At 60.5% G+C, this 13,796-nt stretch carries 15 protein-coding genes; 7 read left to right on the top strand and 8 right to left on the bottom strand.

The window, feature by feature from the left end; all coding sequences use genetic code 11:
* The first annotated feature begins 435 nt into the window (after window positions 1–435).
* The 5 genes from DOCECA_RS14380 (at window position 436) to DOCECA_RS14360 (ending at window position 2,744) form a co-directional block, all read left to right on the top strand.
* Entirely contained in the window at window positions 436–852 is a 417-nt protein-coding gene (locus DOCECA_RS14380) for a glycine zipper domain-containing protein (protein WP_420767236.1), read from the top strand.
* 120 nt (window positions 853–972) lie between these two features.
* Window positions 973–1,146 carry a hypothetical protein gene (locus tag DOCECA_RS14375; protein WP_434559938.1) on the top strand — a complete coding sequence of 58 codons (174 nt, stop codon included), beginning with the start codon at window positions 973–975 and terminating at the stop codon, window positions 1,144–1,146.
* 42 nt (window positions 1,147–1,188) lie between these two features.
* A complete protein-coding gene (locus DOCECA_RS14370; RefSeq protein ID WP_420767238.1) occupies window positions 1,189–1,392 on the top strand; it encodes a hypothetical protein in 204 nt (67 codons plus the stop codon).
* 85 nt (window positions 1,393–1,477) lie between these two features.
* A complete protein-coding gene (locus DOCECA_RS14365) occupies window positions 1,478–1,849 on the top strand; it encodes a hypothetical protein (RefSeq protein ID WP_434559936.1) in 372 nt (123 codons plus the stop codon).
* A gap of 199 nt (window positions 1,850–2,048) precedes the next feature.
* A complete protein-coding gene (locus tag DOCECA_RS14360; RefSeq protein WP_445570721.1) occupies window positions 2,049–2,744 on the top strand; it encodes an HAD-IA family hydrolase in 696 nt (231 codons plus the stop codon).
* Between the two features lie 40 nt (window positions 2,745–2,784).
* On the opposite strand, the gene DOCECA_RS14355 is transcribed toward DOCECA_RS14360, so the two are convergent.
* A complete protein-coding gene (locus tag DOCECA_RS14355) occupies window positions 2,785–3,531 on the bottom strand; it encodes a 3-oxoacyl-ACP reductase family protein (RefSeq protein ID WP_420767241.1) in 747 nt (248 codons plus the stop codon).
* 125 nt (window positions 3,532–3,656) lie between these two features.
* Here DOCECA_RS14355 and DOCECA_RS14350 point away from each other — a divergent pair, with 125 nt between their 5' ends.
* A complete protein-coding gene (locus DOCECA_RS14350) occupies window positions 3,657–4,580 on the top strand; it encodes a LysR family transcriptional regulator (RefSeq protein WP_445570720.1) in 924 nt (307 codons plus the stop codon).
* A gap of 125 nt (window positions 4,581–4,705) precedes the next feature.
* Here DOCECA_RS14350 and DOCECA_RS14345 read toward each other — a convergent pair whose 3' ends face one another.
* The 3 genes from DOCECA_RS14345 to DOCECA_RS14335 form a co-directional block, all read right to left on the bottom strand.
* On the bottom strand, window positions 4,706–5,434 hold the full coding sequence (locus DOCECA_RS14345; RefSeq protein ID WP_420767243.1) for an aspartate/glutamate racemase family protein: 729 nt from the start codon (window positions 5,432–5,434) through the stop codon (window positions 4,706–4,708).
* Between the two features lie 58 nt (window positions 5,435–5,492).
* Window positions 5,493–7,022, bottom strand: coding sequence for an NCS1 family nucleobase:cation symporter-1 (locus DOCECA_RS14340; protein WP_445570719.1), 1,530 nt, complete (start codon window positions 7,020–7,022; stop codon window positions 5,493–5,495).
* A 451-nt stretch (window positions 7,023–7,473) separates the two neighbouring features.
* Complete coding sequence (locus DOCECA_RS14335) at window positions 7,474–8,217, bottom strand: phosphoadenylyl-sulfate reductase (protein ID WP_420767244.1); 744 nt, start codon at window positions 8,215–8,217, stop codon at window positions 7,474–7,476.
* A gap of 173 nt (window positions 8,218–8,390) precedes the next feature.
* Between DOCECA_RS14335 and thrH the strand changes: the two genes are divergently transcribed.
* A complete protein-coding gene (gene thrH / locus DOCECA_RS14330; RefSeq protein ID WP_434559930.1) occupies window positions 8,391–9,008 on the top strand; it encodes a bifunctional phosphoserine phosphatase/homoserine phosphotransferase ThrH in 618 nt (205 codons plus the stop codon).
* A 103-nt stretch (window positions 9,009–9,111) separates the two neighbouring features.
* On the opposite strand, the gene pabB is transcribed toward thrH, so the two are convergent.
* The 4 genes from pabB to rloA form a co-directional block, all read right to left on the bottom strand.
* Window positions 9,112–10,455 (bottom strand): aminodeoxychorismate synthase component I, encoded by a 1,344-nt coding sequence (pabB, locus tag DOCECA_RS14325; RefSeq protein WP_434648489.1) that lies wholly within the window; start codon window positions 10,453–10,455, stop codon window positions 9,112–9,114.
* A 277-nt stretch (window positions 10,456–10,732) separates the two neighbouring features.
* Complete coding sequence (locus DOCECA_RS14320) at window positions 10,733–11,719, bottom strand: alpha-L-glutamate ligase-like protein (protein ID WP_039593716.1); 987 nt, start codon at window positions 11,717–11,719, stop codon at window positions 10,733–10,735.
* Window positions 11,719–13,251, bottom strand: a complete 1,533-nt coding sequence (gene rloB, locus DOCECA_RS14315; protein WP_420767247.1) for an osmotic stress tolerance membrane protein RloB — start codon at window positions 13,249–13,251, stop codon at window positions 11,719–11,721. Before rloB ends, DOCECA_RS14320 begins: the two co-directional genes overlap by 1 nt.
* A gap of 5 nt (window positions 13,252–13,256) precedes the next feature.
* On the bottom strand, window positions 13,257–13,793 hold the full coding sequence (gene rloA, locus DOCECA_RS14310; RefSeq protein WP_420767248.1) for a retropepsin-like aspartic peptidase RloA: 537 nt from the start codon (window positions 13,791–13,793) through the stop codon (window positions 13,257–13,259).
* Window positions 13,794–13,796 lie beyond the last annotated feature (3 nt).

Below are 13,796 nucleotides of genomic sequence, written 5' to 3'. Positions count from 1 at the left end.
TCAGTCGGCCTATCGATCGGATTTCGGCGACGAGCCGATCAAGTCCATCAAGACGAGAGTATCCAAGGTACAGCGAGGGGAAAAAGCCAAATTCCTGCCCCGAATCCCCGTCAGGAAATAATCGTCAGCGCAGCCCCGTCATCGAATGGGGCTTTTTTCACCCGTTCGTTTCGTAAAAACGGGACGTTTCCTGAAATTTTTCATTTTTTTCCTACAGAGATTTGCTTTCACGTTTCTTTCACAGTCGGTCGCGTAGTCTCAGCTCATCCGTTAGAAAGCAGTACCTGCCCGTTTCCCCAGCGGGCTTTTTTTTGCCTGTCATAAAACTACCCCCTTGCTTGTGGTCCAACCGCCATGGCTGTCGCGGTTTGGCGTACACTCGCGCCCGCGCGCGCCGGCCTTTTCCCCCGATGCGGCATTCTTGAGGTTTTTATCATGCGTTTGACTTTGTCCACCTTGGCGCTTGGGCTTGTGCTCGCTCAGGGCGCGATGGCCGCTGGCGACGGTACTGCTGCGGTTGGCGGTGGTCTGGGCGGTGTGTTGGGTAATGTGGTTGGCCAACAGATGGGCGGCAGCACTGGCGCCGCGATTGGCGCGGGTGTCGGCGGTGCGGCCGGTAGTGCGGTGGGCGCGCGCAAGGGCAGCCGTACGGAAGCAGCCATCGGTGGTGGCCTGGGTTCGGCGGGTGGCTCGATCGTTGGCAACCGCTTGGGCGGATCGACCGGATCCACCATCGGCGCGGGCATTGGTGGGGCGGCAGGCGGTGCGCTGGGCAGCAACCTGTCCAACGATAATGATGGACACTCGGGCGGCAAGAAGCACAAGCACAAGCACAAGAAAAAGCATCGCTGAGCGAATCCACGCATTGAAAATACCGGCCCAGCGCCGGTTTTTTCTTATGGGCATTTACCCGGAACGATTAGCTTTCTATCGCCTCGAATTCATACATTCACGTGTGATTGGAGGTGTGCCATGACGCCGGAAACTGAAGGCAAGGAAGAAAAGGGCCCGTCGGGTGTTCCCTTCATCAACGATCCGGGCGTCAACGATCCGGGTAACGAAGACCCTGGTTCCCTGATGGATGATGCTCAGGTTCCCTTGATCGACGATGAAGATGCCGAGGTTGAGGATGAGTCCTACAAATAAGTCCGTCTTGCTTGCGCTTATTGCAAATACCAGGAGGTTGCCATGACTGCTGATACGCCCGTACCCGACGACGAGACGCCGGAATATCCGCTGCGTTCACCCACCGACCCGCTAAGCCGCGACCAGCGACCCCCTGATGACGACGACACTGGAGTCGAGCAGGTGCCAAGCGATGATCAGGATGTCGAGGCGACGCCGGACGATCCGGACATTGCCGGTGACGACGCTTCGGGCACGCCCAGCTGATCGTCATCCGCCCGTCGATTTCGCGGCACCATCGGCGCGCCAGGGTTGCCTGACATGAAGTAATCATCTGAAAAGGAGATTGACCATGATGAAGTCAAACCTGACGGCTCTGGCATTCGCCGGAGTCCTCTGCGCCAGTTCACTGGCGGCTTTCGCCCAATCGTCGGACAACGCGCCCGTGGACAAGGGAGGCATGCCGCCTTCGACGCAGATGGATGCGGGATCCACCACCGACACCACCGGCAACGCCCTGCCACCCGGCTCCGTGGGTGGAGGCAACGGTGGTGATGCCAGCGGCAGCAGCACCAGCCCGGGAACCGGTAGCGGTTCCACCAGCGGCGGCAGCACGATGGGCGGCGGTTCCGGCTCAAGCAGTGGGACCGGCAGCAGCAGCGGTAGCGGCGGTAGCTCAAGCGGCGGCGGGTCGGGCTCCGGCTCAGGTGGTTCCGGCAGCTGACGCACGTTCCCGTCGATCATCCCAACTGTTCGTGACGGGGGGTTGCAGTTGCCAATCCCCCGTCACCGTCCTAATAAAATTTCCCATTGCCTGTATCGAGCGCGCCTCGTTATTCTGCTGAATCCTTTAAGGCGAATACGTTGCGCCGGGCGCACCTGAGCCATCCCTGAAATGCTGAGTTGATAACGGATCAGATGCGATGAATGCACCGCTGAAAAAGTTTGGCCCGATCAAGGCCGTGATTTTCGACATGGATGGCTTGCTGCTGGACACCGAAGGCATCTATACCGAAGTCACGTCCATCATTGCCGAGCGCTACGGGCGCACGTTCGACTGGAGCGTCAAGCAGAACATCATCGGGCGTGGCGCCACGGACCTGGCCAACTACGTTGTCCAGGCGCTGGAGTTGCCAATCACCCCCCAAGAATTCCTGACCATTCGCGAACCCTTGATGCGCGAGCGTTTTCCTCATGCCATGGGGATGCCTGGCGCTGAGGAGCTGGTGCGGCATTTGAAGGATCACCACATCCCGATTGCGGTAGGGACGAGTTCGGCCCGCCCATCGTTCGAGCTGAAAACCACCCTGCATCGGGACTGGTTCGCGTTGTTCGACTGCATCGTGACCGCAGATGATCCGGAAGTGGGTGCGGCCAAGCCCGCTCCGGATATCTTCCTCACCGCGGCCCGACGCCTGGGCGTCGATCCTCGCGATTGCCTGGTCTTCGAGGATTCCCCGTTCGGCGTCACGGCGGCGAAAGCGGCGGGCATGACCGCCATCGCTATTCCGGATTCGGCCATGGCCGACGAAAAGTACGCCCACGCCGATGCGATCATCCGATCACTCAAACTGTTCCAGCCAAGCCTGTGCGGTTTGCCGGAACTGGAATGGGCTTGATGCGAAAGGGCTGCTGTGCAGCCCTGCGGGTTGCCTCGGATCAGGCGCCGAAACCGCCGTCGATGGTCAGGCTGGCCCCGGTGATATAGGCAGCTTCCGGGCCCGCGAGGTAGGCAACGAAGCTGGCGATTTCTTCCGACGTGCCGTAACGGCCAACCGCCATGAGGTCTATCAGGCTGGAGGCGAAGTCGCTGTCGGCCGGGTTCATGTCAGTGTCCACCGGGCCGGGCTGCACGTTGTTGACGGTGATGCCCCGTGGGCCTAGGTCACGGGCCAGGCCTTTGGTCAGGCCTACCAGCGCGGATTTACTCATGGCGTACGTGGCGCCTCCAGCGAAGGGCATGCGATCGGCGTTGGTGCTGCCGATGTTGATGACCCGGCCACCTTCGCCCATGTGCCGCGCGGCGGCCTGGGTGGCGACGAACACACTGCGCACGTTGACGGCCAGGGTCTGGTCGAAATCTTCCAGCTTGAACTCATCCAGCGGCGCCATTGCCAGCACGCCGGCATTGTTGACGAGGATATCCAGGCGGCCAAAAGCCTCGACGGTGGCGGCGACGGCGTTGCGCACGGCGTCGGCGTCGGCGCTGTCAGCCTTGATGGCCAGGGCCTTGCCGCCCGCTGCGGTGATGCTGTTCTGCAGTTCTTCGGATTTTGCGCCAGAGCTGACGTAGGTAAAGGCGACTGCCGCGCCTTCCGCAGCCAGGCGCTTGACGATGGCGGCGCCGATGCCACGGGAACCGCCCTGGACCAATGCGACTTTGCCGTTCAGTGCTTGGGTATTCATGATGTTCTCCATAAGGTGCCGGGGCGAGGTGCCGCGGTGATGGGGCGAGTATCAAGACTAGGCTATCGGCTGGGTAGACCTTCGTTGATATAGTCTGTGTAAACCCAAAGTTGGTAGTGGGCGCCATGGAGAGTTTCAGCAGTATCGAATGTTTTGTTCGCAGCGCCGAAGTCGGCAGCTTTGCCGAGGCGGCACGACGTTTGGGCGTGACCCCGGCAGCGGTGGGTAAAAGCGTCGCCAAGTTGGAGGCGCGGATGGGGGTGCGCCTGTTCCAGCGCAGCACCCGCAGCTTGAGGCTGACCGAAGCCGGCCAGTTGTTTCTAGGAGAAGTTGGCAGCAGTTTCAACACCATCCAGAATGCCGTCGCCAACCTGGCCAGCGCCGGCGGACAACCGGCGGGAACGTTGAAAGTGAGCATGGGCACGGCGTTCGGGCGGTTGTATGTCGTGCCGTTGTTGGGGGAATTGCTGCGCAGGTACCCGGCGATCAGTCCGGATTGGCATTTCGATAACCGGCAGGTGGACTTGATCGGCCAGGGCTTCGACGCGGCTATCGGCGGCGGTTTTGAGTTGCCTCAGGGCGTCGTTGCTCGAAAATTGGCCGTGGCCCACCGGGTGCTGGTTGCGTCAGGCGATTATTTGCAGAAATATCCAGGGATCATCGAGCCCGGGGATCTGGCGCACCATCGAGGCATTCTTATTCGCTCGCCCCAAACCGGGCGTGTCCGTTCATGGCAATTGACCAGCCGCGACCAACAACATAGCCCGCTCATGCTTAAACCCGGCATGACAATGAGTGATTCAGAGGCCGATTGCGCCGCCGCGGCTCAGGGGTTGGGCATCGGTCTGGTCAGCATGCCAGTAGCTCTTCCCTTCCTCGACAGCGGCGCCGTGCAACGGGTCCTGCCGGACTGGTACGTCGATGATGGCAACATTTCCATCTATTACGCTGAGCATAAACTGTTGCCAGGCAAGACTCGGGCGTTCGTGGACTTCATCATTGAGCAGTTTGGCGAACAGGGGTTGGCTCGGCGGTTTAGCGCGGTCTGATTTGGACGTTGACCGAAGTTGGCTCTAATCGCGAGCAAGTTCGCTCCCACAGGATTTCGCAATAACACAGTTTGTGTGGCCGCTGGAATCCATGTGGGAGCGCGCCACGGGCTAGTGCCGCACACTCACCGCCCAAACCGCCCCGGCCAGCCGATGATGTTCTTCGGCCGAGGTGTCGCGTAGGTGCGCACCTTAGAGGTGGACAACCCCAGCCGCACCAGCGATTCGGCAATCGTCACGGCCGCGGTCACCCCGTCGACCACCGGCACGCCGGTGCGCTGGCGGATCTGCTCATCGAGCCCGGCCATGCCGCCGCAGCCCAGGCAGATCACTTCCGCCTTGTCCTGCCTGACCGCCAGTTCGGCCTGCTGCACGATCGCTTCCACCGCCCGTTGCGGGTCCTCTTCAAGCTCCAATACCGCAAGGCCGCTGGCCCGCACCGAGGCGCAGCGATCGAACAGGCCGGAGAGTTTGAGACGATCTTCGATCAGCGGCACTGTGCGGTCGAGCGTCGTGACGACCGAGTAAGCGTGGCCCAGGAACATGGCGGTGCTGGCGCCAGCGTCGGTGATGTCCACCACCGGCACGTCGAGCAACTCCTGCAAGCCCTCGCGACCATGCTCGCCGTAGCCGGCCTGGATTACCGCATCGAAGGGTTGGTCATAGGACATCACCCGGTCCATGACGGCGATGGCCGCCAGGTAGCTCTCGAAGTTGCCTTCGATGGAATCGGCACCGAAATGCGGCGTGAGCCCGATGATCTCGGTACCCGGCGCGGCGACGGCCTGGGCTTGTCGGGCAATGGCCTGGGTGATGGAATCGGTGGTGTTGACGTTGACCACTAGAATTCGCATGAGCTATTCCTTTTGAACGAAAACAGGAGGCCCGTACCTGACGAGCCATTTCCATGGATTAATGGCTGACGTTATCCACAGCGATGGATTCGCCGCTTACGTCCTCGTAGTGCGGCTCGCGCTTGGCGATGATCAGGTACAACAACCCTGCAATCGAAGCGCCAATCAGCCAGGAAAATGGTGAAATGCTGTCAAAGCCGGGCACCAGCGCCAGGACAATCGCGATCAGTGCCGCTGGAATGAACGCCGCCACCGCCCGCAGGTTGACCCCGTTGCTGTAGAAATACGCACCATTTGGGTCCTCGCTGTACAGTTGCGGCACGTTGATGCGGCCTTTTCGCAGCAGCCAGTAGTCGACCATGATCACGCCATACAGCGGCCCGAGCAGGGCGCCGAGGCCGGACAGGAAATACACGATCACCAGCGGGCTGTTATAGAGATTCCACGGCAGGATCAGCACGGCAATGGCGGCGCTGATCAACCCCGCGCGGCGGAAGGTCAGGTACTTGGGCGCCAGGTTGCTGAGCACGAACGCCGGGGCGACGAAGTTGGCCATGATGTTCACCGCCACGGTGACGATCAAAAAGGCCAGGCAGCCAAGCACCAGGAAGAACGTATTGGGAATCGAGGCGATGACCTGGGTCGGGCTTTCGATGATCTGGCCGTTGATCTGGAACTGCGCACCGCACAACAGGATGGTAATGGCGGCAAACACCAGAATGTTCACCGGCAAGCCCCAGAAGTTTCCTACGACGATGGTTCGGCGGCACGGCGACGAGCGGGCGAAATCGCAGAAATTCAAAATGAGCGTGCCATAGATCGCCAGCCACAGCGCTCCGCCCGCCAATATGTTGCGCCACATCTCGCCTCCGGTCAGGGGCTCGCGGATCGACCAGGCAATGGTTGCGTCGGCCTGCAGATACATCCAACCGGCAAGTGCCGCGACCGTCACCAGAATTACCGGCCCGGCGAAGCCTTCGTAGCGTCGGACCATCTCCATGCCGTAGGCCAGGATCACCAGTTGCACGAACCAGATGGCCACGAAGCACACCCAACCCAGGCTCGACAGCCCGAGGATGGAGTTCTGGTCGTACTCGGCGAAGCCAGGGTGGACCGCGGTCAACAACACGCGAAATACCACTGAAGCCAGGTACGTCTGAATACCAAACCAGGCGATGGCGATAACGGCCCTGATCAGCGCAGGAATCTGCGCGCCGTGGATACCGAAACTGATCCGGCTGATGACGGGAAAAGGTACTCCAGTTTTCTGCCCCATGTAGCCGGACAGGTTCATGAAGCCATACACCAGTGCCGCGCCGATCCCCAGGGACAGCAGGATCTGCCAGCCGCCCAGGCCCAGGGCATAAAGGCCGATGGCGAATGAATAGTTGGCGATGTTGTGTACGTCGTTGGTCCACAGGGCAAAGATGCTGTAGCGACCCCAGCGCCGGCCTTCGACCTTGGTTGGCGCTAAATCCTTGTTATGCAATCTGGGGCTCAAGGCGAGAGGAGCTGCTGCTCGTTCTTCGAGCGCAGTGGTTGGGGAGGGCAGATCCAGCGCGATGTTATTAGAAAGACTTGTACGCATTCCGGCAGGCTCCAGAGTCTCGGGCCACGGTGACTGTGCATGAGCGCGAGGCTCGGCAGATCTTCGTCGCGGCGGCGAGCATCATTGGTTACGGGGCATCTGCAGCCTGTACGGGATAGGGCGCTTCAGGCTTGCGGATCGAAAAGTGTGTGTATTTTGTTTTCTCTTTGTATACAAAACACTGGTCGTCTTAAGCCAGATATATGCCACTTCAGGATCTAACGAATGGGTCGTTGATTTCGGTTTGTTATGGACTGCAAGTAACCGCCTGAAATATCGAAGGTAAAATTTGACCGTTCGAACAGGTATTTATTTTCAACGCTAGCGTCAAGCGGGGGGAGGCAGCAGGTAGGGTTTTAGAGTCCTGTAACTTTTAGGGGCATTCAAGCGGGGCATGCACACAAAAATGGCACCTGAAGTGACATTTTTGTGTACAGGAAATGAGGAAGGGCTAAACAGTCTTGGATTTGGCGATGATATTTCCGGCGTGCAGCCCGCATTCTTTCTGCGTGGCTTCCTCCCACCACCAGCGGCCCTCGCGCTCATGTTGGTTCGGCAGGACGGGGCGGGTGCATGGCTCGCAGCCGATGCTGATAAAACCGCGTTCGTGCAGGCTGTTATAAGGCAGCTCGAGCATGCGGATATAACCCCAGACTTCCTCGCTGGTCATCTGCGACAGCGGGTTGAACTTATACAGCGTGCGCTCGGGCGTAGAGAATGCCGTGTCGATTTCCAACACCGCCACCTGGCTGCGGGTGCCAGGGCTCTGATCGCGACGCTGGCCGGTGGCCCAGGCGCGCACGTCGGTCAGTTTACGCCGCAACGGCTCGATCTTGCGGATGCCGCAGCATTCGCCATGGCCGTCCTTATAGAAACTGAACAGGCCTTTTTGCTTAACGAAAGGGTCCAGTTTCGTATGGTCGGGCGAGATCAATTCGATGTCGATCTTGTAGTGGTCGCGGACCTGGTCGATGAAACGATAGGTTTCCGGATGCAGGCGGCCGGTGTCGAGGCTGAACACCTTGACGTTCTTGTTCAGTTTCCAGGCCATGTCCACCAGCACCACGTCTTCGGCGCCGCTGAAGGATATCCACAGGTCATCGCCGAATTCGGCGAAGGCCAGCTTGAGGATGTCTTGGGGGGACTTGTTGGCATAGGTCGTGGCGAGTTCCACGACGTCAAACGATGGGCTCATCAGGGCGGTTTCCTACAGGTCGGTGGCGCTGGGCGCTCTATATGGGGCTGATGGTAACAAAAGCAACGGGGGCTGGCGCGCTCCTGTGCGTTGCGCGGGCTTCGTCGAATGGCTAGAGTCGGCAAGCCTTTTGTTCGCTCAACCGATAAACATCAAAAAAATGGGAGTGTCTTGTGGAAATTGCCTGTCTCGACCTGGAAGGTGTGCTGGTCCCGGAGATCTGGATCGCCTTCGCTGAAAAAACCGGGATTGAATCCCTCAGGGCAACCACTCGGGACATTCCCGACTACGACGTGCTGATGAAGCAACGGTTGCGCATCCTTGACGAGCATGGTCTCAAGCTCTCCGATATCCAGGAAGTCATCGCCACCCTCCAGCCGCTGGACGGCGCCATCGAATTCGTCGACTGGCTGCGGGAGCGGTTCCAGGTGGTGATTCTTTCCGACACCTTTTACGAGTTCTCCCAACCGCTGATGCGTCAGCTGGGTTTCCCGACGCTGCTCTGCCATCGTTTGATCACCGACGACGGCGGGCGAGTGACTGGCTATCAGCTGCGTCAGAAAGATCCCAAGCGTCAGTCGGTCCTTGCCTTCAAGAGCCTTTACTATCGGGTGATCGCGGCGGGAGATTCCTACAATGACACCACTATGCTGGGCGAAGCCGACGCTGGGATTCTGTTCCATGCGCCTGAAAACGTCATCCGCGAGTTTCCGCAATTCCCGGCGGTGCATACGTTTGCCGAGTTGAAGCAGGAATTCATCAAGGCTTCGAACCGCCCCCTCGGCCTGTAACACTTCTCAATGTGGGAGCGAGCCTGCTCGCGAAGCGGTTTGTCAGTCAACATCAATGCTGGCTGAACCACCGCCTTCGCGAGCAGGCTCGCTCCCACAGGGTTCACAGGTTCTGCAAGGTTTCCAGCAGGACCTTCACCTTGGTCATCGACTCCTGATATTCCGCCTGCCAATCTGAATCCGCGACAATCCCACCACCGCCCCAGCAACACACCTGTCCATCCTTGACCAACAAACTGCGGATGGCGATCGAGCTGTCCATTTCCCCGCGCACATCCAGATACAGCAGCGAGCCGCAATACAACCCGCGTCGGGTCGGTTCGAGTTCGTCGATGATCTGCATGGCGCGGATTTTCGGCGCGCCGGTGATCGAGCCGCCGGGAAAGCTACCAGCGATCAGGTCCAAGGCGTCCTTGTCATCCGCCAGTTCGCCGGTCACGCTGCTGACCAGGTGATGCACGTTCGGATAACTTTCCAGGCTGAACAGCTCCGGCACTCGCACCGAGCCGATGCGGCACGTGCGGCCCAGGTCATTGCGCAGCAGGTCGACAATCATCAGGTTTTCCGCTCGGTCCTTGGGGCTGGCCAGCAGTTCGGCGGCGTGGGCCGTGTCTTCCTCGGGCGTTGTGCCGCGGGGTCGGGTGCCCTTGATCGGGCGGGTTTCGACGTGGCCTTCGCTGACCTTGACGAAACGCTCCGGCGACAGGCTCAGTACCGCGCCGCCCTCCGGCAGGCTCTGGAAACCGGAAAAAGGCGTCGGGCAGGCCGCCCGCAGCGCCTGGTAAGCGGCCCACGCATCGCCCTGGCACCGGGCGCGAAAGCGCTGGGCAAAGTTGACCTGATAACAATCGCCGGCCTGGATATACGCCTGGATACGTTCGAATGCCTGCTTATAGGCTTCAGCGCTGAGGTCGGGCGCCATTGGGCCCTCAAGACTGAACGCCTTGGCAGGCGCCGCGAGCGGCTGGCTGAACAGTTCAATCAAACGTCGGCGTTCACTTTCGCCGCAATGGGGATGGAAAACCAATTGGCTGGTAGCGGCCTGGTGATCGGTAATCAATGCCCAGTCGTACAGGCCGAAACGTGCGTCGGGCAGTTGCAGGTCATCGTGTGCATGGGACGGCAGTGCTTCGAGGTGTCGGCCGAAGTCGTAGCTCAAGTAGCCAATCAGGCCGCCAGCGAAGGGCAATTGCACCGTGCCAGGTAGCTCTGCGTGGCCCAGCTGCGTTAGATGCATCCGAAGACGCTGTAGGAAATGGCCACCGCTTTCATCCGGCACCACCGCCAGTTGTTCCAGCGGCCAGGCACTGAGCAGGTCATAACGCCCCCGCTCGGCGCTCGGCCGGCCGCTGTCGAGCAGCACGCTTCCCGGGGCATGGCGGATCGCCGCGAAATAATCGGCGGGGTTGGCGCGGTAGGGCAGCGGGTGTACGAAGCAGGTTGGCATGGGCGGGGTGGGTCGGCCGTTCAGGCGGGGTGGCGATTGTAATCCCCTGTAGGAATTGCTCCTAGAGGGATGTCGGTATTGAACAGGTCTGAAGCTTCAATGAGACCCGTGGCGAGGGAGCTTGCTCCCGCTGGGCAGCGAAGCGGCCCCCTGGGCAGTTGAGCGCGATCATTCTGATACACCGAGGTGCTGGGCTTTGGGGTTGCTGCGCAACCCAGCGGGAGCAAGCTCCCTCGCCACAGGGTTCAACCTTCAGCTTCGGTTTTCATCCTCAGCTTCACCCCTCAACCGGCGGAATGTGCCCAAACAATTCCTGGGCAAACGCCACGCGCTCTTCCACGGTTTCGATCACGCCTCGGGCCTTGAGCTCTTCCAGGCGTGCTTCCACGGCATGGGTGCGCAGGGTCAGCCCGCAGTCGTTGGCAATCTGGATGTTCAGCCCGGGGCGGGCGTTCAGTTCGAGGATCAACGGTCCTTTTTCCTGGTCCAGCACCATGTCTACGCCGATGTAGCCCAGCCCGCACAGTTCATAGCAACCGGCGGCCAGTTTCATGAAGCCGTCCCAGTAGGGCAACTGTACGCCATCCACCGCGTTGGTGGTGTCGGGGTGCTTGGTGATGATGTTGTTCAGCCAGGTGCCGCGCAGGGTGAGGCCGGTGGCGAGGTCGACGCCGACGCCGATGGCGCCCTGGTGCAGGTTGGCCTTGCCGCCGGACTGACGGGTCGGCAAGCGCAGCATGGCCATCACCGGGTAGCCCATCAACACGATGATGCGGATGTCCGGCACGCCTTCGTAGCTGATGCTCTTGAAGATCTGGTCCGGCGTCACGCGGTACTCGATCAGCGCCCGGTCACGGTGCCCGCCCAAGGAATACAGGCCGGTGAGGATGCTCGAGACGTGGTGCTCGATTTCCTCGTGGCTGATGATCTTGCCGGACACGGTGCGGTAGCGGCCTTCGAAGCGATCGGCGATGACGATGATGCCATCGCCGCCGGCGCCCTGGGCCGGCTTGATCACGAAGTCGGTGCGCCCGCCGATGATCTCGTCGAGCTTGTCGATTTCCTTCTCGGTGGAGATCACCCCGTACAGCTCCGGCACATGAATGCCGGCGGCGATAGCCCGTTCCTTGGTGATGATCTTGTCATCGACGATGGGGTACAGGCTGCGCTTGTTGTACTTGAGCACGTAGTCGGCGTTACGCCGGTTGATGCCCATGATGCCCCGGGCTTCCAGGGCTTTCCAGGTCTTCCAGAGGCCGAACATCAGGAGTCAGCCTTGACGAAGGCCTTGAACCGAACCAGCTCGGTCAGGCGATAGCCGCGATAGCGACCCATGGCCAGCATGAAGCCCACCAGGATCAGCAGGATCGCCGGGAAGGTGAACACGAAGTACACCAGCTCAGGAACACTCATGATCAGGTGCGCCAGCGACGCGGCGAACAAGGTGCCGATGGCGACTTTCATCGCGTGGCCGGCGCCGCGTTCTTCCCAAGTGATGGACAGGCGTTCGATGGTCATGGTCAGGATCACCATCGGGAACAGCGCCACTGACAAGCCGCGTTCCAGGCCCAACTTATGGCTGAACAGGCTGATGGCGGCGATCAGCACCACCACGAACGTCAGCACCACGGAGAGCCTCGGCAGCATTTGCAGCTTGAGGTGCTCCAGGTACGAACGCAGCGACAGGCCCAGCGTGGTGATCACCGTGAACAGTATGATGCCGAAACCCAGTTGGGTTTCGCGGAAGGCGAGGGCGATCAGCACCGGGGTGAAGGTCCCCAGGGTTTGCAGGCCGATCAGGTTGCGCAGCACCAGGATCACCAGCACGCCAATCGGGATCATCACCATGATCATGAAGGTTTGCTGGGTCTGCAGCGGCAGGCCGTACAGGGAATATTCGAGGAAGTTGGCGTCGGTGTTCTCATCCGTCAGCTTGGCCAGGCGAATGGCGTTCATTTCGCTGTTGTTCATGCTGAAGGTGACGGTCGCTTTCTTGCCGCCATCGACGGTGATCAGGTTCTCATCGCCGGTCCACCACAGCAAACGGTCGGTGGGCAGGCCTTGCTCGCCGGTATCCGGGTTGAAATACAGCCAATCGGTGCCGTTGAAACTGCGCAGCCACAGCTCGGGTGTCTGCGGTTGGTCAGCCACCAGCCGGATGGTGTGGACCTTTTCCACCGGCACGTGGGCAATGGACAGCACCAATTCAACGATGCGTGCCTTGTTGGCCGACGAAGGATCACCGGCCAGCAACAGCTTGACGTTGTCGTCATTGAGGTTGTTGACCCGCTTGATCGCTTCGCTGATGAAGGTCTCGACGTCGGCCGAATGCTGGCGGATCGGCGCGAGCAGTGCTTCGGCGGCGAGTTTTTCCGGCCCTTCGACGGCAATGCTGTCGCGGAAGGTCGGGCCCTTGACCTTGGTTTTCTCGGCGCTGTAGCGCTTGGTCAGCACCAAGCGGTAATAGAGGGTCTGGTTGCCCTTGGCGCGACGGGCCGACCACGTCACCTTGCGGTTGCCGTCGACCCGGTTCACCGCCACGCCGTAATTATTGGAAATGAAGCTCTCGTTGAGGCTCACATAGTCGCGGCTCAAGGGGGGCACGAACATCTGGATCTTCACCGGATCCTTGGCGTTGGGCACGAACTCGACCTTGGCATCGATATTCCAGAGGTCATCGGTGGCGTCTTCGGTCACCGGGATGCCGAGCACGAAAATCTGATAGGCCGTTACCGACAGGCCCAGCACCACTAGGATGGCGATCAGCATTTTCAAATGGAGGGTAAGGGAGCGCATTGGAATTACTCTGCGGTGTGAGCGGCATTGGCGCAGGCGGGTTTGCCGGCTGCGTATTTGAGACTGGGGTCGACCAGCGCGTCGAAGCGTTTAAGCGCCTCGGAGCCGATCAGCAACGGGTATTGAAAGGCGCTGCGGTCGGTCAGGTTCACTTCGATGCTGCGCAGGGCCGAGCCCATGCAGATGTCCAGTTCGATGACCGGCCGGGCCGTGTACTTCTTGCCTTCTTCGGGGTCGTAGTCACCGGCGCGGCGCTTGATCTTGCTGACCCGGGCCAGCGGGCGTTCGATGGGGTGCGAATGGGCGGCGTCGATCGCCAGGTAAAAGCGCACCCAGGATTCGCCGTTGCGCTTGAAGCGCTTGATGTCGCGGGCACTGAGCGAGGCCGTCTTGGCACCGGTGTCCAGCTTGGCGGCAACCTCCAGGTCAATGCCCTGCAGCGCCGCATATTCGTTGAGGCCGTACACGGTTTTTTCCCCCGCCGCGGCGAGCCCCGGCAGGCACATGAAGCAAAAGGCAGCGGATAAGGGCTTGAGTGTCATAAA

Source organism: Pseudomonas sp. E102 (assembly GCF_052660185.1).
Note: the sequence above shows the minus strand (reverse complement) of the source record. Positions and strands in the feature narration are given on the sequence as shown.